Source organism: Bradyrhizobium sp. CAR08 (assembly GCF_052871955.1).
Genome location: NZ_JBIXJX010000003.1, coordinates 368,500 through 388,817, shown reverse-complemented (window position 1 = coordinate 388,817; position 20,318 = coordinate 368,500). Strand labels below are relative to the sequence as shown.

16 protein-coding genes are annotated in these 20,318 nt (G+C 64.0%); 9 read left to right on the top strand and 7 right to left on the bottom strand.

Translation table 11 applies throughout. The features are described 5' to 3' along the window. Positions 1 to 59: 59 nt before the first annotated feature. Complete coding sequence (locus tag ACIPUD_RS09280; RefSeq protein WP_204513090.1) at positions 60 to 878, bottom strand: ABC transporter permease; 819 nt, start codon at positions 876 to 878, stop codon at positions 60 to 62. 109 nt (positions 879 to 987) lie between these two features. Continuing rightward, a complete protein-coding gene (locus ACIPUD_RS09275; protein ID WP_085349757.1) occupies positions 988 to 1,791 on the bottom strand; it encodes an ABC transporter ATP-binding protein in 804 nt (267 codons plus the stop codon). A 105-nt stretch (positions 1,792 to 1,896) separates the two neighbouring features. Between ACIPUD_RS09275 and ACIPUD_RS09270 the strand changes: the two genes are divergently transcribed. Together ACIPUD_RS09270 and ACIPUD_RS09265 are read left to right on the top strand one after the other, a co-directional pair. Then, positions 1,897 to 3,207, top strand: a complete 1,311-nt coding sequence (locus ACIPUD_RS09270; RefSeq protein WP_446480435.1) for an ActS/PrrB/RegB family redox-sensitive histidine kinase — start codon at positions 1,897 to 1,899, stop codon at positions 3,205 to 3,207. 103 nt (positions 3,208 to 3,310) lie between these two features. Continuing rightward, positions 3,311 to 3,865 (top strand): ActR/PrrA/RegA family redox response regulator transcription factor, encoded by a 555-nt coding sequence (locus tag ACIPUD_RS09265; RefSeq protein ID WP_007598178.1) that lies wholly within the window; start codon positions 3,311 to 3,313, stop codon positions 3,863 to 3,865. A gap of 119 nt (positions 3,866 to 3,984) precedes the next feature. Here the strand turns inward: ACIPUD_RS09265 and ACIPUD_RS09260 are convergent, their stop codons facing one another. Continuing rightward, positions 3,985 to 4,473, bottom strand: a complete 489-nt coding sequence (locus ACIPUD_RS09260; RefSeq protein WP_085361950.1) for an MmcB family DNA repair protein — start codon at positions 4,471 to 4,473, stop codon at positions 3,985 to 3,987. Positions 4,474 to 4,731: 258 nt separating this feature from the next. On the opposite strand from ACIPUD_RS09260, the gene ACIPUD_RS09255 reads away from it, so the two are divergent. Continuing rightward, positions 4,732 to 6,429, top strand: a complete 1,698-nt coding sequence (locus ACIPUD_RS09255; RefSeq protein WP_204513088.1) for an alpha-amylase family protein — start codon at positions 4,732 to 4,734, stop codon at positions 6,427 to 6,429. A 157-nt stretch (positions 6,430 to 6,586) separates the two neighbouring features. On the opposite strand, the gene ACIPUD_RS09250 is transcribed toward ACIPUD_RS09255, so the two are convergent. After that, a complete protein-coding gene (locus ACIPUD_RS09250; protein WP_377787777.1) occupies positions 6,587 to 8,185 on the bottom strand; it encodes an alpha-amylase family glycosyl hydrolase in 1,599 nt (532 codons plus the stop codon). A gap of 171 nt (positions 8,186 to 8,356) precedes the next feature. On the opposite strand from ACIPUD_RS09250, the gene ACIPUD_RS09245 reads away from it, so the two are divergent. Beyond that, on the top strand, positions 8,357 to 9,037 hold the full coding sequence (locus tag ACIPUD_RS09245) for an MBL fold metallo-hydrolase (RefSeq protein WP_446480434.1): 681 nt from the start codon (positions 8,357 to 8,359) through the stop codon (positions 9,035 to 9,037). Positions 9,038 to 9,155: 118 nt separating this feature from the next. Here the strand turns inward: ACIPUD_RS09245 and ACIPUD_RS09240 are convergent, their stop codons facing one another. Both ACIPUD_RS09240 and ACIPUD_RS09235 read right to left on the bottom strand, forming a co-directional pair. Next, a complete protein-coding gene (locus ACIPUD_RS09240) occupies positions 9,156 to 10,322 on the bottom strand; it encodes an extracellular catalytic domain type 1 short-chain-length polyhydroxyalkanoate depolymerase (protein WP_085385574.1) in 1,167 nt (388 codons plus the stop codon). 140 nt (positions 10,323 to 10,462) lie between these two features. Then, on the bottom strand, positions 10,463 to 11,875 hold the full coding sequence (locus ACIPUD_RS09235; protein ID WP_446480433.1) for an MFS transporter: 1,413 nt from the start codon (positions 11,873 to 11,875) through the stop codon (positions 10,463 to 10,465). A gap of 230 nt (positions 11,876 to 12,105) precedes the next feature. On the opposite strand from ACIPUD_RS09235, the gene ACIPUD_RS09230 reads away from it, so the two are divergent. Next, positions 12,106 to 13,341, top strand: coding sequence for an LLM class flavin-dependent oxidoreductase (locus tag ACIPUD_RS09230; RefSeq protein ID WP_018455870.1), 1,236 nt, complete (start codon positions 12,106 to 12,108; stop codon positions 13,339 to 13,341). 64 nt (positions 13,342 to 13,405) lie between these two features. After that, a complete protein-coding gene (locus ACIPUD_RS09225) occupies positions 13,406 to 14,782 on the top strand; it encodes a cytochrome P450 (RefSeq protein WP_446480432.1) in 1,377 nt (458 codons plus the stop codon). Between the two features lie 99 nt (positions 14,783 to 14,881). Here the strand turns inward: ACIPUD_RS09225 and ACIPUD_RS09220 are convergent, their stop codons facing one another. Continuing rightward, entirely contained in the window at positions 14,882 to 15,724 is an 843-nt protein-coding gene (locus ACIPUD_RS09220) for an SDR family NAD(P)-dependent oxidoreductase (RefSeq protein ID WP_446480431.1), read from the bottom strand. A 195-nt stretch (positions 15,725 to 15,919) separates the two neighbouring features. Here ACIPUD_RS09220 and ACIPUD_RS09215 point away from each other — a divergent pair, with 195 nt between their 5' ends. The 3 genes from ACIPUD_RS09215 (at position 15,920) to ACIPUD_RS09205 (ending at position 20,233) form a co-directional block, all read left to right on the top strand. Further along, positions 15,920 to 16,885 carry a sensor histidine kinase gene (locus ACIPUD_RS09215; RefSeq protein WP_446480430.1) on the top strand — a complete coding sequence of 322 codons (966 nt, stop codon included), beginning with the start codon at positions 15,920 to 15,922 and terminating at the stop codon, positions 16,883 to 16,885. Between the two features lie 208 nt (positions 16,886 to 17,093). Further along, positions 17,094 to 18,830 carry a putative bifunctional diguanylate cyclase/phosphodiesterase gene (locus tag ACIPUD_RS09210; RefSeq protein ID WP_446480471.1) on the top strand — a complete coding sequence of 579 codons (1,737 nt, stop codon included), beginning with the start codon at positions 17,094 to 17,096 and terminating at the stop codon, positions 18,828 to 18,830. A gap of 218 nt (positions 18,831 to 19,048) precedes the next feature. After that, entirely contained in the window at positions 19,049 to 20,233 is a 1,185-nt protein-coding gene (locus ACIPUD_RS09205) for a substrate-binding domain-containing protein (protein WP_166517560.1), read from the top strand. The last annotated feature ends 85 nt before the right edge of the window (positions 20,234 to 20,318 follow it).

Genomic DNA, 20,318 nt, shown 5'->3' with positions numbered 1-20,318 from the left:
TTCCGTACATCTACGTGGCCGAGGTGCCCAAACCGGGCAGAATCCACGAGAAAGTGACGTTATTCGCCGCCTGACAGCAGCGAGCCCTGCATCCTGGCGCTGCGCAAAAGGGCAAGGAATGCCCCAAAAGATGCAAGCAACAGCACCGCGTTGATGGCCAACGCGCTCAGCATCAGATCGGTCCTGAAGGTGTTTTCGATCAGCAGCGCGCGCATCCCTTCGAACACGTAGGTCGGCGGCAGCGTCCAGGCGATGTATTGCAACCAGACCGGCAGCACGCTGACGGGATAGTAGACGCAGGCGAGCGGCATGATGCCGAACATCAAGGTCCAGACGATGCTCTCGGCGCCGAGGCCGTTTCGCAGCACCAGTCCGGAGACGAAAATGCCGACCGACCAGCTCGTGAAGATCAGATTGCAGAAGAACGCGATCAGCGGCACGCCGAGCGCATAAACATTGAAGTGAAACAGGAATAACGCGAGCAGCGTCATGGGGATGACGCCGATCGCGAGCCGGATCAGGCTCATGATCATCAGGGACAGCAGAAATTCGAGCGGCTTCAACGGGCTCATCATGAGATTGCCGAGGTTGCGCGCCCACATCTCTTCCAGGAACGAGATCGAAAAGCCGAGCTGCCCGCGAAACAGGATGTCCCAGAGAATGACGGCGCCGATCAGGGTGCCGCCGGCACGCGCGAAGAAGTTGGCATTCTGCGCGATGTAAAGCTGCAGAAAGCCCCAGGTGATGACCTGCAGCGCCGGCCAGTAGAGCAGCTCGAGCAGCCGCGGCCAGGACGACAGCAACAGGTACCAATAGCGCAGGATCATCGCGCCAATGCGGTGGACGGAGATGCCGCGGTGGAGGGAGAGTTCGGTCATTGCGGCACCGCGTAGCCCGAATGAGCGAAGCGATATCCGGGACCTTGCTGGCGGCGTTCCCGGGTATCGCTTCGCTCACCCGGGCTACGGTCGCAACATACGGCCTGGCTCATCGTGCCACCTCCTGCGCGCCGTTCACCCTTCCGCGCGCGACGTCCAGAAACACCTCTTCCAGCGTGGTGCGGTTGTAGCGGGCCATGATGGCTTCGGGCGTATCGTCGTCCTCGATACGGCCGCGCTTCATGATGATGACGCGATCGCAGAGCCGCTCGACCTCGAGCATGTTGTGCGACGCCAAGAGGATGGTGGCGTTGTTCGCCATGCGATAACGCTCCAGATGCCCCCGGACCCAGTCGGCGGTGTCGGGATCGAGCGAGGCGGTCGGCTCGTCCAGCAACAGCAGCTCGGGCTGGTTGATCAGCGCCTTGGCAAGCGCAACGCGCGTCTTTTGTCCTGCGGAGAGCTTGCCGTTGGCGCGGTCGATGAACTCGGTGAGATCGAGATCGTCGGCGAGCTCAGCGATGCGATCGGAGAGGTTCTTCACCGCATAGAGCTTGCCGAACACCGTGAGGTTCTGACGCACCGTGAGCCGCATCGGCATGTCGACATAGGGGCTCTCGAAGTTCATCCGACCCAGCACGGACGCGCTGTCCTCCGGCATCCGATGCCCGAGCACCTGCACGCGGCCGGAGGTCGGCAGCACGAGGCCCATGATCGTCGCGATGGTCGTGGTCTTGCCGGCGCCGTTGCCGCCCAGCAGCCCCGTGATGCTGCCGCGCGGAAGCGAAAAGGAGATGTCGTCGACGGCGCGGGTCTGCTTGTAGACCTTGACCAGGTGATCGACCGCGATTGCCGCGGAGAGGCTGCGATCCGCGACAGTCGGCCAGCTTGAAGCCTTGTCATTCTCCGTCATGCTGGGCGTTCTTCTGCTATTGCAGCGGAGAGCGCAAGGCTTGTAATCCGGCGGTTCCGTGAGCCGCGCGCTTGTGATCGAGAAGGCACCGCCCCATTGGCCGAAATGACCGAACTTGCCGCTTCCGACTTTCGCCCCGCGCAGCGGCATATCCGCCTGGATACGATCCTGCGACTGCGCTGGCTCGCGGTGCTCGGCCAGCTCGCCGCGATCTTCATCGTGGCGCAGGGGCTGGAATTCAATGTCGAGATCGTTCCCTGCGTCAGCATCATCGCCCTGTCGGCGGCGCTCAATCTGGCGCTCCAGACCGTGTCCAATCCGCTGCAGCGGCTGGAGCCGATGCAGGCGGCCGGACTGCTCGCGCTCAACATCGTGGAGCTGGCGGGTCTCCTGTTCTTCACCGGCGGACTCCAGAACCCGTTCTCGTTCCTGTTCCTCGCGCCCGTGCTGATCTCCGCGACGGCGCTGCCGGCCCGCTTCACCTTCGGCCTCGGCGTGCTGGCTGTCGCCTGCGCCTCGGTCCTGTTCTTCTTCCATCTGCCGCTGCCCTGGGATTCTGATGATCCGCTGGTGCTGCCGCCGATCTATCTCGTCGGCGTCTGGCTCTCGATCGCGCTCGCGATCGGCGTCACCAGCCTCTACTCGTTCCAGGTCACCGAGGAGGCGCGCAAGCTCGCCGACGCGCTGGCCGCGACCGAGCTGGTGCTGACGCGCGAGCAGCATCTGACCCAGCTCGACGGCCTGGCCGCAGCCGCAGCGCACGAGCTCGGCACGCCCCTCGCGACGATCTTCCTGATCTCGCGCGAGCTGGAGAAGACGGTGAAGGAGCCGAACTTTGCCGCCGACCTGAAGACCCTGCGCGAGCAGACGCAGCGTTGCCGCGACATATTGAGCAAGATCACCCAGCTCTCCTCCACCGGCGCGCCGTTCGACCGCATGAAGCTGTCGGAGCTGATCGAGGAGGTGGTGGCGCCGCACCGCGATTTCGGCGTCGATATCAAGGTGCGCATCGCCGTCGCCATCGTGGCCGAACCGGTCGGCTCGCGCAATCCGGCGATCCTCTACGGCGTCGGCAATATCGTCGAGAACGCGGTCGATTTCGCCCGCACCACCGTCGAGGTGAATGCGTGGTGGAACAAGGACACAATCGAGCTCGTGATCTCCGACGATGGTCCCGGCATTCCGCCTGACATCCTGAACCGGATCGGCGAGCCCTATTTGTCGCGGCGGCGCAGCAAGGACGAAGGCGGCGGCCTCGGGCTCGGCGTGTTCATCGCGCGCACCTTGCTGGAGCGCACCGGCGCCAAGGTCTCGTTTACCAACCAGACCTTTCCGGACCATGGCGCAGTGGTCCAGATCACGTGGCCGCGAGACCGTTTTGAGGCTATCGAGACCTTCGAAGAAACAATAGGATAGGCCGCGACCTTGCGTCGCACAACGGGGCCGATCGACCATTGGCGCCCTTGGCACCGCCCGATTGCGCCGCCATATGTAGACGCGCTGGAGAGAGGACGAAACCTTGAACGCCATCGCCGAACTGAACGAACAGACCGACCGCTCGCTGCTGATCGTGGAGGACGACAAGCCGTTTCTGGAGCGGCTGTCGCGCGCCATGGAAACGCGCGGCTTTGCGGTGACGTCATGCGACACCGTCTCGGACGGTCTGGCGCAGATCGGCAAGGCGGCGCCGGCATTCGCCGTGGTCGATCTGCGGCTCGGTGATGGCAATGGTCTCGACGTGGTCTCGGCGCTGAAGAAGAAGCGCCCCGACGCCCGCGCGATCGTGCTGACCGGCTATGGCAACATCGCCACCGCCGTCACCGCGGTGAAGATGGGCGCGGTCGATTATCTCTCGAAACCCGCGGACGCCGACGACGTCGTCGCGGCGCTGCTGTCGACCGGCTCGGACAAGTCCGAGTTGCCGGCGAACCCGATGTCGGCCGACCGCGTGCGCTGGGAACACATCCAGCGCATTTACGAGATGTGCAACCGCAACGTCTCGGAGACGGCACGCAGGCTCAACATGCATCGGCGCACGTTGCAGCGGATTTTGGCCAAGCGCGCGCCGCGATAACGGTGCCGTAGGGTGGGCAAGGCGCAAAGCGCCGTGCCCACCATGTCTGCTTCAATCTTTGACCTGGATGGTGGGCACGCTCCGCTTTGCCCACCCTACGGCATCGCGCTCGCGGCGCGCTATTCCCAAAACTCCGCATGCCCCTGCGGATCGACCAGCCGGTTGATCCGCAACGCCGCCGCCATGGCGAACCGCACCGTCATCTGCTTGCGCGTGGCCGCAGCGAGCTTGTGCTCGGGCGCCTCGCATTGCAGGTGCGCACCATAGGCATCCGCGATGATCAAGCCGGTATCTTGCGGAAAGATCTCGCAAGGCAGGTCCTGCGTGAAGGCGAAGAACAGCCGGTCGCAATGCGCCCGGTATTCGTGCCATTTCTGATCGGCGCGCAAATCCTCCACCGACGATTTGATCTCGACGATCCAGATCTCGCCCCGCTCGTTCAGCGCGACGAGATCGGCGCGTCGCCCCGAGGGCAGCGGTAATTCGCTGATGCAGGTGAAGCCGAGCGAGCGCAACAATCGCGCCGTGCCGCGCGCGATCGCCAGCGCCGTCTCGGATTGACGGCGGTCCGGCGGCGGCACGAGGGCAATGCGGGCGGTGTTGTCCATCGGGGGAGGATAGCCGATTCCTCCGTCGTCGTCCTGGCCTAGTGCGCAATTGCGCACGGGAGCCAGGACCATGACTCCAAGGGATCGTTGGTGCACGAGGGGATCACCACCAGTCCTCGTCAAATTTCGGCCTGTGGTATTGGTCCTGGATCTGCGCTTCGCTTGTCCAGGACGACGGCGGGGTACGGAACCGCTCTCGCTCTTAACACTTATCACGCAGCCGCCGCACCTCGGCGGAACCACCGAGGCTGCGCGCGCATGATCGACGATCTCTGGTACAAGAACGCCATCATCTATTGCCTGTCCGTCGGCACCTATATGGACGCCAACGGCGATGGCATCGGCGATTTCAAGGGCCTGTTGCGCCGGCTCGATTATCTGCACGGCCTCGGCATCACCACGATCTGGCTGATGCCGTTCCAGACCTCGCCCGGCCGCGACGACGGCTACGATGTCGCGGATTATTACAGCGTCGATGCCCGCTACGGCACGCTCGGCGATTTCGTCGAGTTCACTCATGGCTGCAAGCAACGCGGCATTCGCGTCATCATCGATCTCGTCGTCAACCACACCTCCGACCAGCATCCCTGGTTCAAGGCGGCGCGGAGCGACAGGAATTCGCCCTACCGCGATTGGTATGTCTGGTCCGACAAGAAGCCGGCCAACGCCAATCAGGGCATGGTCTTTCCCGGCGTTCAGAAATCGACATGGACGCGCGACAAGGAAGCCGGCGCCTGGTACTTCCACCGCTTCTACGATTTCCAGCCCGACCTCAACACCTCGAACCCGCGCGTGCAGGCCGAGATTTTGAAGATCATGGGCTTCTGGATCCAACTCGGCGTCTCAGGCTTTCGGATGGATGCCGTGCCTTTCGTCATCGCGACCAAAGGCGCCAAAGTGAAAAAGCCGGCCGAACAATACGACATGCTGCGGACGTTCCGTGAATTCCTGCAATGGCGGCAGGGCGATGCCATCATCCTCGCCGAGGCCAACGTGCTGCCGAAGACGGACATGGAATATTTCGGCCGTGATGCCGACCGCATGCATATGATGTTCAATTTCCAGGTCAACCAGCATCTGTTCTATGCGCTGGCCTCGTCCGATTCCCGCCCGCTGGGGAAAGCGCTGAAGGCGACCAAGCCGCGACCCGCCTCGGCGCAATGGGGCCTGTTCCTGCGCAATCACGACGAGCTCGATCTCGGGCGATTGACCAAGGCGCAGCGCGACCTTGTTTTCAAGCGCTTAGGTCCCGACAAGGACATGCAGCTCTACGACCGCGGCATTCGCCGCCGCCTGGCACCGATGCTGGGTGGCGACCGCCGGCGGCTTGAGCTCGCCTACAGCCTGATGTGCACGCTGCCGGGAACGCCCGTGATCCGCTACGGCGACGAGATCGCGATGGGCGATGATCTTTCGCTCCCCGAGCGCAATTGCGCGCGCACGCCGATGCAATGGTCGACGGAGCCGCATGGCGGCTTCACCACCAGCGACAAGCCGGCCTTGCCCGTCATCGACGAAGGACCGTACGGCTATCCGCACGTCAACGTCGCCAAGCAGCGGCGCGATCCGAACTCGATGCTGAACTGGACCGAGCGCATCGTCCGCATGCGCAAGGAGGTGCCGGAGATCGGCTGGGGCGATTTTTCGATCATCGCGACGCGCGATCCCGCCGTGTTCATCATGCGCTATGACTGGCGCAACAATTCCGTGCTGTTCGTGCACAATCTCGACGAGAAGCCGCGCGAGATCGCGTTCTCGGCGGGGCTGCCAGGCGAGGCCGGCGCGCACCTGATCAATCTGCTCGCGGAGGACCACAGCCACGCCGACAAGCGCGGCCAGCACCGCGTCGTGCTGGAGCCCTATGGCTATCGCTGGTACCGCGTCGGCGGATTGGACTATCTGTTGAAGCGGAGCGATATCGACGGGACGGTGCGAGGGAACAAGCATCCGGGGTAGTCAGTGCGACCACGCACTCCGTTGTCGTCCTGGCGAAAGCCAGGACCCATTACCCCAATAGGTGATTGTTGTACGAAGCTATCACCACGAACCTTCGTCAAACCACTCCCTGGGGCAATGGGTCCTGGATCTGCGCTTCGCTTGTCCAGGACGACGGTCAGGGTGGCGTGATGATCACGCCCTCGTTGCCGCGCAGATCCAGCACGCCTTCGATCCGCTCTCGCTCGCGATCCAGGAATGTCGACAGCAGAATCTCGCTGCCGAACCTGATCGCGCTGGTGGTGACCGCGATCGGCTCAGGGCCGAGATTGAGCACCACGGTCACCGCCCTGCCCTCGGCCTCGCGGCGATAGATCAGGAGATCGCCTTGCGCGGCAAGCGGATGATAGTCGCCCGCGACCAGCGGCGGACAGCCCTGCCGCAACGCGATCAGACGCTTATAGAGCGTCAGGATCGAACGTGAATCGGCCTCGAGATCGACGACGTTGTTGCGGATGTGATCCTCCGGCAGCGGCAGCCATGGCCTGACGTCCGAGAAGCCGGCGAAGTTGGAAGAATCCCACTGCATCGGTGTGCGGCAGCCGTCGCGGCCGACACCGATGCCGGGCACGTTCTTCTCGAAGGGGTCGCGCACGTCCTCGGGCGCGATCGCGAGCTGATGCATGCCGATCTCGTCGCCATAGTAGAGCGTCGGCGTGCCGCGCAGCGTCAGCAGCAGCATGGCGGCGACGCGGGCCTGCTCCGGCCCGACGCGGCTTGCGACGCGTGGACGGTCATGATTGCCGAGCACCCAGTTCGGCCAGGCGCCCTTCGGCAGCGCCTTCTCGTAATCCTCGACGATTTTCTCGATCGAGCGCGCGCTCCAGAAGGTCGAGAGCAGCGCGAAGTTGAACGGCATCTGCGCGCCGGTGAGATCGTTGCCGTAATAGGCCATGAGGCGATGCAGCGGCAGATAGATCTCGCCGATCAGGACGCGGGCATCATAGGCATCCGTGACGCGGCGCATCTCGGCGATGACGTCGTGCACCTCCGGCTGGTCGGTGGAATATTGCGTCATTATCTTTTCGTTCGGCGGCCGGCCCTCGGCATAATGCGGATTGGGCGGGTTGTCGCGGAACTCGGCGTCCTTGATCAGATGCCAGATCACGTCGACGCGAAAGCCGTCGACGCCTTTCTCCAGCCAGAACCGCATCACGTCGTAGATTGCCGCGCGGACATCGGGATTGCGCCAGTTGAGATCCGGCTGCTGGGCGAGGAAGGCGTGATAGTAGTATTGGCCGGTGGTCTCGTCGAACTGCCACGCGCTGCCGCCGAACTCGGACAGCCAATTATTCGGCACGCCGCCACCCTCGTCCGGGTCGCGCCAGATGTACCAGTCGCGTTTGGGATTGTCGCGCGAGGAACGGCTCTCGACGAACCAGGGATGCTGGTCCGAGGTGTGGTTCGGCACGAGGTCGAGGATCAGCTTAAGGCCGTTGTCGTGCGCGGCGGCGAGAAGCGCATCGAAATCCGCCATCGTGCCGAACAGCGGCTCGATGCCCGTGTAGTCGGAGATGTCGTAGCCGAAATCGGCCATCGGCGAGGGGAAGATCGGCGACAGCCAGATCGCGTCGACGCCGAGCGATTTCACATAAGGTAGCCGCTGCAAAATGCCGGCGAGATCGCCGACACCGTCGCCGTTTGAATCCTGAAAGGAGCGCGGATAGACCTGATAGAAGATGCCGTCGCGCCACCAATCGCTGCCGCCCTGAGCCATGCGGGAAATCCATCCAAAACTGCTTGTTGCGCGGGAGAACGCGGAAGGAGCGCTCCGGTTCAAACCAGCAGGCGAATTGGGACGGCCGTGTGACGATGTCTGCGGTTGTTCCCAGGCCCCGGGGAGAAATCTTTTGCTTGGCGGCATGGCAAAAATCGGCATTGTGGCGCCATGACCGAGCAAAACGAGACACAAGCTGAGGCCAGCGCGAAGGCAGGCGCGATCATCGTCCCCGTGACGCTGTTCGAGCAGAATTGCACCATCATCTGGGACGAGCCTTCCAAGAAGGCCGTGGTGATCGATCCCGGCGGCGACGTGCCGAAGATCCTGGACGCCATCAAGCAGACCGGCGTCACCGTGCAGAAGATCTGGCTCACCCACGGCCATATCGACCATGTCGGCGGCGCGGCCGAACTGCGCGACGCGCTGAAGGTGCCGATCGAGGGCCCGCACGTCGCGGACAAATTCCTGCTCGACAACGTGGTCGAGAGCGGCGCGCGCTTCGGCATGACGGGGGTGCGCAATTTCGAGCCGGACCGCTGGCTCGACGAAGGCGACAGCGTGGCCATCGGCGATCTCCAGTTCGAGATCTATCATTGCCCCGGCCACTCGCCCGGCAGCGTGGTGTTCTTCAACAAGGACTTGCGCTTCGCCCATGTCGGCGACGTCCTGTTGGCGGGCTCGGTCGGTCGCACCGATCTGCCCGGCGGCAGTCACGCGACGCTGATCGACTCGATCAAGACCAAGCTGCTGCCGCTCGGCGACGATGTCGGCTTCATCTGCGGCCATGGCGCCGGCTCGAGCATCGGCCAGGAGCGGATGACAAATCCGTTCATCACCGGCGAGATGTGAGCGCCTATTCCGCGGCGTCTGCGAACGCCGCGGGCTGGCTCAGGTTGCGGTCACCCCATTCGCGGATCGCAGCGACGACGGGCACAAAACTCCTGCCTTATCGGCGCGACGGCCTGAGTTACTTCATCAATCCCGCGGCCGTGAGCGCGCGCGTGATGATCTGGCCGAGATCGAAGCCGCGGGCCTCCTCGCGCTTCGGCTCGGCCGGCTCTTCGGCGATCGCGGCGCGGATCGAGCGCGCCAGATGCGGCGCGGGCGAGCGGGCCGGCGTCGGCTTTGCCTCCGCCTTCTTCGCAGCGTCGGGAATCCAGCCGGTGAGGCCGAAGAATTTGGCGATGTGATAAGACGAGGAGATGCCGGCCTCGATCAGGAACGCGCCTTCCACGCCATAGCGCTGGTCGTTGTCGGCAAGGCCGAGCGGCGTGCCGTGGGCCATGTCGGTGATGGCGTAGGACTCGACGAGCGTCTCGCCGTCCTTGTTCCACCAGGCCTGGCGCGGATAGCCGTCGATGTCAGTTTCCGCCATCGGCGCCTCGGGCAGATCGTGCAGGTCGAGCCATTGCTTGACGATCTCGTTGGCATTGCCGGGATTGACGGTGCGATCGGCGCTGCCGTGCCACACCGAGATCCTCGGCCAGGGCCCGCGATGATTCGAGGCCCGCCGCACCAGATCGCCAAGTTCACGCGCCGGCCGCTCCGGGGAATGAAACATGCCGTCGAGCGCCTCGCGCAGATTGGTCGCGATGCCGTAGGGAAGTCCCGCGATCACCGCACCGGCCGCGAAGACTTCAGGGTAGGTCGCGAGCATCACCGACGTCATGCCGCCGCCGGCCGACAGGCCCGTGATGAAGATGCGCTTGGGATCGACGCGATGGGTTTCCGTCATATGCGCGATCATCTCGCGAATCGAACAGGCCTCGCCACTGTCCCGCGCCGTGTCTTCCGGATTGAACCAGTTAAAGCAGGTGTTGCTGTTGTTGATGCGCTGCTGCTCGGGCATCAACAGCGCGAAGCCGTAGTGCTCGGCGAGCGTCGACCATCCGGCACCGAGGTCGTAGCTTGCCGCCGTCTGGCCGCAGCCGTGCAGCACGACGACGAGCGCGCGCGGCTTCTGCAGTTGCGGCGGCACGAACGCGAACAGGCGCAGATTGCCGGGATTGTCGCCGAAGCCCGTGACCTCTTGCAACGGACTGGACGCATCGGCGCTCCGGCCAAACTCGGCGAAGCGCAATCCGTCCAGCTTTGGCAGACGTCTCAAGAGATCGACATTTCTGGTTAACGACACGGCAGCTCCTACAGGCGACGTTCAACGTCCACCCAAACCAAATAGTTGCTGCAGCGCAAAATAAAAAGACCGTGTGCTGTCGATGCGGTGCTAAATCTCAGGAAAACCTGCAGAAATCAGCACGTATTGACCGCAATGCCTCAACTTCGTGCAGATACAACGCGCATCCACGCCAGGAACGCGGTGCAGATCATGATTAATGTCACGAACAGCGCGAGCGAGACGAGAAATCCTGCGCGCGCTGATTGCACCGCTTCGACGGCGAAAAACACGGCGCCGATTGCGGCCACTCCGGCCGCATTTCCGATCTGCGCCGTGGTGCCGTACATGCCGGAGGCAGAACCTGCGGCCACAGGCTTCACCGTCGAGAGCACCGCGCCGGAGAGCGGCGCCATCACCAGCCCCTGACCGTAGCCGAACACGATCATGGTGAGCGCGAGCAGGAGCGCGGACGGCGCGTCGACAGAGAACGCGACCAGCGCAAGGGCCGCGAGGCCCGCGATCTGAAGCGCGCAGCCTTCGATCAAGACCCTGGTGCCGCGATGGCGCGCCCGTGCGCCGCTGTGGCGCGAGGCCACGACGAAAGCGAGCGCGAGCGGAATGAAGGCCATGCCGGCCGCGAGCGGCGGGATTTTCAGCCCTCGCTGCATGAACAGCGTCATGACCAGATAGAACGAGAGATTGGCGGAGAAGAAAAAGAACGCCGCGCCAAGGCCGCGCAGGAAAGCGGCGTCCGCCAGCAGCGAGAGATCAATCAGCGGCATGCCGCCGGCGCGTGTCACCGCATGCTCCAGCTTCGGGAACGCCAGGAGGATCGCGGCGCCGACCGCCATCACCAGCCACAGCCACGGTGCCCAGCCGACATCGTGACCCAGCAGCAGCGGACCGATCATGCACAGCAATCCGGCGAACAGGACGATGCTGCCCGTGATGTCAAGCCGCGTGCCGGCGCGATGCGGTGCCGAGGGCATGATGCGCCAGGCCGCCACCGCGATCACGAGACCGCACGGCACATTGACGAAGAACACCGAGCGCCAGCCGGTGCCGGCGAGATCGATCGTGACCAGGAGACCGCCGAGCAGAAAGCCCGCGGCACCCGCGAGCCCCAGCACAATGCCGTAGATGGCGAAGGCGCGGTTGCGCTGTTCGTCGGTGAACAGGAGATGCAGCGTCGCCAGCACCTGCGGCACCATCAGCGCGGCGGAGGCACCCTGCGTCAATCGCGCGACGATCAACTCCGAACCGGATCGCGCCAGTCCGCACCACAGCGACGTCAGGGTGAAACCGAGCAGGCCAGCCAGGAACACGTTCCTGGTGCCGTGAATGTCGCCAAGCCGGCCGCCGGTGACGACCAGCGTGGCATAGGCGATCAGGTAGATCGCGATGACGGATTCGATCTGAGCCGGCGACGCCTTCAACTCGACCGCGATGGTCGGAATGGCGACGTTGACCACGAAGGCATCGACGCCGAACATGAACTGGGCGGCCACGACGATCGCCAGCACCCACCAGCGACGCGACGTGTCGACCTGCTTTGTGACGGTTTGATGCATCGGCGCGTGATCCTCGGATGTCCTTGCCGATCATCTCAGACCGCATGCGGCGCCGCGATTACCTCGAAGGTAGGATCCTCGCGCGTTCCGCCTCTCTCAGCGTGCCGGGAGAGGAAGACGACATACGCATGGCTGCATTCCGCCGCGCGGGACATCGCGCGATTGCGTTCGCTGTCTCCAGCACGTAGCTTCGCGCCACAAACAAAAAAATGTAAGCCGGAGAGAACGCCATGGCGCGCCTGAAGTTCGGAGCCTTCCTTGCCCCGCATCATCCGATCGGGGAGCATCCGATGCTCCAGTTCCGGCGCGATCTCGACCTGGTCGAGCAGTTAGATAGCCTCGGTTATGACGAGTTCTGGTGCGGCGAGCATCATTCCTCCGGCTGGGAGATGATCGCCTCGCCGGAGATGTTCCTGGCGGCGGCCGGCGAGCGCACCAAGCGGATCAGGCTCGGCACCGGCGTGGTGTCGCTGCCCTACCATCATCCCTACAACGTCGCGCAGCGCATGGTGCAGCTCGACCACATGACCGGCGGCCGCGCCATCTTCGGCTCGGGTCCCGGCGCGCTCGCCTCCGACGCGCATACGCTCGGCATCGATCCGATGACGCAGCGCGACCGCCAGGACGAAGCGATCGGCGTGATCCGCCGCCTCTTCAGCGGCGAGCGCGTCACGGCGAAGAGCGACTGGTTCACCATGAACGACGCTGCGCTGCAGCTCCTGCCGCTGCAGGAGGAGATGCCGTTCGTCGTGGCCTCGCAGATCTCGCCCTCCGGCATGACGCTCGCCGGCAAATACGGCATCGGCATCATTTCGCTGGGCTCGATGACGACGCAGGGGCTGATGTCGCTGCAGCAGCAATGGCAGTTCGCCGAGGACGCGGCGAAAAAGCACGGCACCAAAGTCGATCGCGCGAACTGGCGCGTGCTGCTGACCTGGCACATCGCCGAGACCCGCGAGCAGGCGCGCCGCGAGGCCGGCCCCGGCCTAATGCGCTGGCACAATGAATATAATGTCGGCACGCTGCAACGGCCCGGGCTCACCGCGTTCGCCTCACCCGACGAGGCGGTGGACAAGACCGCCTTCGTCGACGGCGCAGCCTCCGTCATCGGCACGCCGGACGACCTCGTCAAGATGATCAAGAACGTGATGCAGGTCTCCGGCGGAATCGGCGCCGTCATCGGCTTCGTGCACGACTGGGCCAATCCGGAGAACACGCGCCGGAGCTGGGACATGGTCGCGCGCTACGTGGTGCCCGAGATCAACGGCTACATCGACGGCTTGCGCAAGTCGCAAAAATTCGTGATCGAGAACCGCGCGATCTTCGAGCGCGCGGGACAGGCCGTGATGGCCAAGATCATGGAAAACGAAAAGGCCGCCGAGGCGCTGAAGGTGACCGGCGCCGGCCGCGTTGCGATTCCGGCCGTCAATGCGCCGGATTTGCAGAAGGAAGCGGCGAAGCGGTAGGCGCGGAGTCATCGCAGCTGGATTGTGTTATGTTGGCCGGGTCTAGCCAACCGGAGCAATCGTCATGTCGATGCAGAATGTGGCCGCCCCTGCGCACGGCTTCACTCCGCCCAAGCGCAACGAGCTGACCCACATCCCCGGCGACGAAGGCTGGCCGATCATCGGCAAGACCTTCCAGGTGCTCGCGGACCCCAAAGGGCATATCGAGGCGAACGGCGCCAAATACGGCCTCGTCTATCGCACGCATTTCTTCGGCGAGACCAATATCGTGCTGCTCGGCCCCGAGGCCAACGAGCTCGTGCTGTTCGACCAGCAAAAGCTGTTCTCCTCGACCCATGGCTGGAACAAGGTGCTCGGCCTGTTGTTTCCGCGGGGATTGATGCTGCTGGATTTCGAGGAGCACCGGCTGCACCGCAAGGCGCTGTCGGTCGCATTCAAGTCCGGCCCGATGAAGTCGTATCTGAGCGATCTCGACCGCGGCATCGCCGCCCGCGTCGCGCAGTGGAAGGCCAAGCCCGGCGAGATGCAGCTTTATCCGGCGATGAAGCAGCTCACGCTCGATCTCGCCGCCGCGTCCTTTCTCGGCGCCGATATCGGGCCGGAGGTCGACGAGATCAACCGGGCCTTCGTCGACATGGTCGCCGCTGCCGTCGCCCCGATCCGCCGACCGCTGCCCGGCACGCAGATGGCGGCCGGCGTCAGGGGACGCAAGCGCATCGTGGCTTATTTCCGCGAGCAGATTCCGCTGCGACGCGGCAATCTCGGCGGCGATGATCTGTTCTCGCAGCTCTGCCGCGCAACCCACGAGGACGGCGCGCTGCTCTCGGAACAGGACATCATCGACCACATGAGCTTCCTGATGATGGCGGCGCACGACACGCTGACCTCGTCGCTGACGTCGTTCATTGGCGAGCTCGCGGCAAATCCCGGCTGGCAGGACAAGCTTCGCGCGGAAGTCATGGCGCTGGGGCTCGCCCCTGACGCGCCAAGCAGCTTCGACGATCTCGAAAAGATGCCGCTGTCGGAGATGGCGTTCAAGGAAGCGCTGCGGATCAAGCCGCCGGTGCCCTCGATGCCGCGCCGCGCCATGCGCGATTTCAGCTTCAAGGGTTTTTCGATTCCGGCCGGCACTGCGATCGGCGTCAATCCGCTCTACACCCACCACATGAAGGACATCTGGCCGGAGCCGGATCGCTTCGATCCGCTGCGCTTCACCGAAGAGGCCCAGCGCAACCGCCACCGCTTCGCCTGGGTGCCGTTCGGCGGCGGCGCGCATATGTGCCTCGGCCTGCACTTCGCCTACATGCAGGCCAAATGCTTCGCGCGGCACTTCCTGCAGAACATCGAGGTGTCGCTGGAGCCCGGCTACAAGCCCGACTGGCAGATGTGGCCGATCCCGAAGCCGCGCGACGGATTGCGGGTGCGGGTGAAGGCGGTTTGAGCATCGCAGTCGTCATTGCGAGCGAAGCGAAGCAATCCAGACTGCGTCCGCGGAAGCGGCCTGGACTGCTTCGTCGCTTCGCTCCTCGCAATGACGAAACTATCCGCCCCCCTGATCGAACGCCTTGCGCAGGGCCACGTAGCCCTGCTGCTGCTGGCTCCAGTTGCGGCCGCCGGTCATCGCGCCGTCGATGACGAGGTCATGGCCGTTGATGAAGCTGGATTCGTCGCTGGCCAGGAACACCGCAGCATGGGCGATGTCATCGGGAAGGCCGGCGCGCGGGATCGGCTGCGCGGTCTTGTAGACCTCGCGCATCACGGCCGGCGTCTTCTCCGCCGCGTCGGTCGAAAGCCCGAGCGCCTTGCCGAAAATGCCGGTCGCGATGGCGCCGGGCGAGATCGAGTTGACGCGGACGTTGGATTCGCCGAGCTCCATCGCCACGCATTTGGTGAGATGGATCACCGCCGCTTTGGCTGCACCATAGACCATCGATGACGAGAAGCCGGCAAGACGGCCGGCGATGCTGCCATTGTTGATGATGCTGCCAAATCCCTGCTTCTTCATGTGCGGCGCGGCGTGCTTCATGCCGAGCATGACGCTGCGCAGCAGGGTCGCCATCGCCGCGTCAAAGCGCTCGACCTCGAGGCCTTCGATGCCGCCGGTCTGCGCCGGACCGCCGGCATTGTTGAACAGGCAGTCGATGCGGCCGAATTTGTCCACCGCGAGCGCGATCAGCGCCTGCATCTGCGCTTCGGCCGTCACATCCGTCTGGCGGAAGACGCAATTCGCCCCGAGCTGCTTCGCCAGGGCCTCGCCTTCCGGTATGCGCCGGCCCGCGATCACAATTTTGGCACCTTCGGCAACGAAGACTTCTGCGGTCCGCAACCCGATCCCGCTCGTCGCGCCCGTGATCACCGCGACCTTGCCATCCAGCCTGCCCATGGAATGTCCCTGTTTTCGAACCTCTTGACGCCAAATGGCGGACACCGATCGACGACGGCGCCGCGACGGTCGGCGCCGCGGCAGGCACTATTCCTGCCAGCTTCCGACAAGGCAAGCTTTGCTTGGGGCCGGCGACATGCGTAACATTCCTGGCGATCGCTCGATTGTCGAACGCATATCGCGACCGGACTGCGCATGGGGAAGCTGATCGACGAATTCCGCAAGGGCTGGCAGGGCGTGGCACCGCCGTCGCTCGGCCTGAGCCTTGCGTTTGCGGTCGCCTGCCTGCTGGTTGCGACGCTGGCGCGCTGGGCCCTCGCCCATGTGCGGCCCGACGTCTATTTCACGCCGTATTTCCCGGCCGTGTTCTTTGCAGCCGCGTTCGGCGGCTTCCGCATCGGCATCATCACGGCGCTGGTGGGCGGCGTGCTCGGCGTCGTCGTGAATTTCGGCGATGCCTTTGCCGATAACGCGCGATTCGCCCTGCTGGCGCTATATTGGGCGGTCTGCGCGCTCACCATCTGGGGCGTCGAGCACTATCGCTCGCTCCTCGTCGAGCAGCGGCGGATTTCCAGACGCCTGATCGAGGAAGAAGACTACCGCAAGCTGCTGGTCGACGAGCTCCAGCACCGGCTGAAGAACAAGCTGTCGACGGTGCATGCCGTGCTGCATCAGGTGCTGCACGATCAGCCGCAGATCTGGGCCCGGATCGATCCGCGGCTGCGGTCGCTTGCCGCGACCGACGATTTGATCTCACGGATCGACAAGGCCGGCTGCGACATTCGCGACCTCCTGATCTCCGAGCTCGGCCCTTACGGCCATGTCCGCTTCACGCTCAACGGCGACCGGCTGTTCCTGCCGCCGAAACTTGCGGTCACGCTGTCCCTGATGTTTCACGAACTCGCCACCAACGCAGGCAAATATGGCGCGTTCTCCGCGCCGCGCGGGCTGTTGCAGGTGTCATGGACCGTCAACGACGATCGCCTGACCGTGACCTGGGATGAAACCGAGGGTCCGAGCGTCGACAAGATCTCCGAGCCGGGTTTCGGCACCAAGCTGTTGAAGTCGGCGCTGTCGGCCTTCGACGGCAAGACGGAGGTCTCCTATCTCAGGACCGGACTTCATTGCACCATGCAATGCCGTATCCCCAAGGACGGTTAGACGCGGCGCCAACGAAACCCGTTCGCGCGCGTCGTTCGCGGTTTCACCGGACGCGTTGACGCCCTGTTAATGACGATAGGCTGCGCGCGTCGCATCGCCGCAAAACACCACCGTAATTCTCCGGGCCCCTTAACCAAACTTAAGAGGGAACCGCGCAAGATCGCGGCCATTGCAAAGGCGCACTGAAACAACAAGATTCATGACTTCTATGAACGACAACAAATATTCCGGCGCGAGCGAAGCCGAACTCGGATTTCTCAAGGAAATCGTTAGAATGCTGCCTGCCGGCCTGACCGTGCAGGACGCGCAAGGCGAACTTCTCCTGGTCAACGATGTCGCGGCTGCCCAGCTCGGCATGGACGGCAGCCGCCCCTCGCGCGATCTCGCGTCGCGCCTCGAAGCCTGCCGGCAGGCCCTGAGCTCCGGCCAGGCGGTCGTCGCCGAGGAAGCGCTCCACGACGGAGCCGCACGCCAGGTGCTGCTGACCACCCATCGTCCGGTCCGCCTCGACGGACGCGAGCTGCTGATCTCGGCCTCCTCCGACATCACCGAGCAGAAGAATTTCGAGGACCAGCTGTTCCGCTCGGCCTATTTCGACGATCTGACCGGCCTGCCCTCGCGACGCGTGATCGAGCATCGCGCCACCAGCCTGCTCGCGCAGGGTCGCACCGGCGATCGCTTTGCGCTCGCCTTTCTCGACGTCGACAATTTCAAGCACATCAACGACTATTACGGCCACGCCGTGGGCGACGCCCTGCTGGTCGAGCTGTCGAAGCGGCTTGGACGCGGCTTGCGCGACTCGGACATGCTGTCGCGCATCTCCGGGGACGAATTCCTGCTGCTGCTATCGCCGATCCAGAACCAGGAGGAAGTCGCCGAATTCATGCAGTCGACGCTGGAGCGGCTGACGGCGCCGTTCTTCATCGACAATTCGGAAGTGTTCGCCTCAACCTCCGTCGGCATCAGCCTCTACCCCGATCACGGAAGCAGCTTCGAGACACTGCGCCAGAACGCCGACATCGCGATGTACCGCATCAAGAATGACGGCAAGGGATCGGCGGCCTTCTTCGATTCCAGCATGGAACGCGAGGCGCTGGCGCGGATGAAGATCGAGCAGTCGCTGCGGCAGGCCATCCTGGAGAAGCGCTTCTGCTGCGCCTTCCAGTCCAAGGTCGACATCCGCACGCAGGACGTGAAGGGCATCGAAGCCCTGGTGCGGCTGCGCGACGACGAGGGCGTGATCCAGGCGCCCGGCTCGTTCATCAATCTTGCCACCGAGCTCGGGCTGATCGACGAGCTGACCCATCTCGTGCTCGCCGAGATCGTCAAGTCGATCGACCTCATCAACGAGACGTTCGGTGCGGAAGCGAACATCAGCATCAACGTCGCGGCCAAGCAGGCCGGCAACCCGGAGTTCATGCGCAGCTTTGCCCAAGCGCTCGACGACACCGGCTTTCCGCAGCGCTTCATGATCGAGGTGACGGAAGACGCCTTCGTCGCCAAGAATCATTTCCAGGCCGAGATCCTGCCGATGTTCCGCAAGCTCGGCGTCGCCATCTCGATCGACGATTTCGGCACCGGCTATTCCTCGCTCTCGGCGCTGGCCGACATCACCGCGGACGAGATCAAGATCGACCGCTCCTTCATCACCGATATCCATAAGCGTCCGCGCAACCAGGGCATCCTGCGCGCGATCGAATCCCTGAGCGAAGCGCTCGGCATGACCGTGATTGCCGAAGGCATCGAATCCTACGAGGAGCTCGCCTACCTCCAGGCTGCGACCAAGATCCGTTACGCGCAGGGCTATTATTTCTCCCGGCCGATCTTCCTGGAGGAGCTGAAGCTCGCAACGCCCGTCTCCAGCGAAGCACGCGCCAGCGTCACAAACCGCTCGACGCAGCAGAACCGGCAGGGCTATTCCCGCGCGAACGGATACCGACGGTAACCCCCGGCCTGATCGTTACTTTGCAAAGCCTGAGCGACCCGTTCCACGGGTGAGGTCAACAATTGCATCTGCCGATTTCCTCGGCAGAAGCGATCCGGCGCGGCCGGGCCGGACAATATCACACATGCCCGTCGCGTGGTCCGCCGGAAGGTGGAATTGCAATGTCCGCACGGTTGTGCAAATCGCTATGGCCAAAGAACTCATCAGGAGGGACCATCGTGCGCCGATCGCTCATCTTAACAACAACCATCCTCGCCCTCGCCGCGGGCACCTCCGCACAGGCCGACGATCTCAAGATCGCGCTGATCTATGGCAAGACCGGCCCGCTCGAGGCCTATGCCAAGCAGACCGAGACCGGCCTGCAGATGGGGTTTGAATACGCCACCAAGGGCACCATGACGCTCGACGGGCGCAAGATCGTCGTCATCACCAAGGACGACCAGGGCAAGCCGGATCTCTCCAAGGCCGCGCTCGCGGAAGCCTATCAGGACGACAAGGTTGACATCGCGATCGGCACGACCTCGTCGGCCGCGGCACTCGCGATCCTGCCCGTCGCCGAGGAAAACAAGAAGATCCTGATCGTCGAGCCCGCGGTCGCGGATCAGATTACCGGCGAGAAGTGGAATCGCTACATCTTCCGCACCGCGCGCAACTCGTCGCAGGACGCGATCTCGAACGCGGTCGCGATCGGCAAGCAGGGCGTCACCGTCGCGACGCTGGCGCAGGACTACGCCTTCGGCCGCGACGGCGTCGCCGCCTTCAAGGAGGCGCTCGGCAAGACCGGCGCGACGCTCGCCGCCGAAGAATATGCCCCGACCTCGACCACCGACTTCACCGCGGTCGGCCAGCGCCTGTTCGACGCGCTGAAGGACAAGCCGGGCCGCAAGGTGATCTGGGTGATCTGGGCCGGCGCCGGCAATCCGCTGGCGAAACTCCAGGACATGGATCCGAAGCGCTACGGCATCGAACTGTCCACCGGCGGCAACATCCTGCCGGCGCTCGCTGCCTATAAGGGCCTGCCCGGCATGGAAGGCGCGACCTATTATTTCTACGCGATCCCGAAGAACCCGGTAAATGACTGGCTCGTCGCCGAGCACCAGAAGCGCTTCAACGCGCCGCCGGACTTCTTCACCGCGGGCGGATTCGCTGCGGCGATGTCCGTCGTCGCCGCCGTCACCAAGGCGAAGTCGACCGACACCGAGAAGCTGATCACGGCCATGGAAGGCCTGGAGTTCGACACGCCGAAGGGCAAGATGATGTTCCGCAAGGAAGACCATCAGGCGCTGCAGAGCATGTATCACTTCAAGGTCAAGGTCGATCCGAATGTCGCCTGGGCCGTGCTCGAGCCGGTGCGCGAGCTGAAGATCGAGGACATGGACGTTCCGGTCAAGAACAAGCGGTAGCTGCTTCTTCACCTCTCCCGCGTGCGGGAGAGGCCGGGAGAAGGCTCTGTCCTCTTTGGGGGTTCTTGCCTGAGGAGACACCCTC

Coding starts and splice junctions, on each gene's coding strand:
- ACIPUD_RS09255 (WP_204513088.1), top strand. CDS start 4,732: ATGATCGACGATCTCTGGTACAAGAACGCCATCATCTATTGCCTGTCC.
- ACIPUD_RS09220 (WP_446480431.1), bottom strand. CDS start 15,724: ATGGGCAGGCTGGATGGCAAGGTCGCGGTGATCACGGGCGCGACGAGC.
- ACIPUD_RS09275 (WP_085349757.1), bottom strand. CDS start 1,791: ATGACGGAGAATGACAAGGCTTCAAGCTGGCCGACTGTCGCGGATCGC.
- ACIPUD_RS09280 (WP_204513090.1), bottom strand. CDS start 878: ATGACCGAACTCTCCCTCCACCGCGGCATCTCCGTCCACCGCATTGGC.
- ACIPUD_RS09230 (WP_018455870.1), top strand. CDS start 12,106: ATGGCGCGCCTGAAGTTCGGAGCCTTCCTTGCCCCGCATCATCCGATC.
- ACIPUD_RS09210 (WP_446480471.1), top strand. CDS start 17,094: ATGAACGACAACAAATATTCCGGCGCGAGCGAAGCCGAACTCGGATTT.
- ACIPUD_RS09225 (WP_446480432.1), top strand. CDS start 13,406: ATGTCGATGCAGAATGTGGCCGCCCCTGCGCACGGCTTCACTCCGCCC.
- ACIPUD_RS09250 (WP_377787777.1), bottom strand. CDS start 8,185: ATGGCTCAGGGCGGCAGCGATTGGTGGCGCGACGGCATCTTCTATCAG.
- ACIPUD_RS09235 (WP_446480433.1), bottom strand. CDS start 11,875: ATGCATCAAACCGTCACAAAGCAGGTCGACACGTCGCGTCGCTGGTGG.
- ACIPUD_RS09260 (WP_085361950.1), bottom strand. CDS start 4,473: ATGGACAACACCGCCCGCATTGCCCTCGTGCCGCCGCCGGACCGCCGT.
- ACIPUD_RS09215 (WP_446480430.1), top strand. CDS start 15,920: ATGGGGAAGCTGATCGACGAATTCCGCAAGGGCTGGCAGGGCGTGGCA.
- ACIPUD_RS09245 (WP_446480434.1), top strand. CDS start 8,357: ATGACCGAGCAAAACGAGACACAAGCTGAGGCCAGCGCGAAGGCAGGC.
- ACIPUD_RS09270 (WP_446480435.1), top strand. CDS start 1,897: ATGACCGAACTTGCCGCTTCCGACTTTCGCCCCGCGCAGCGGCATATC.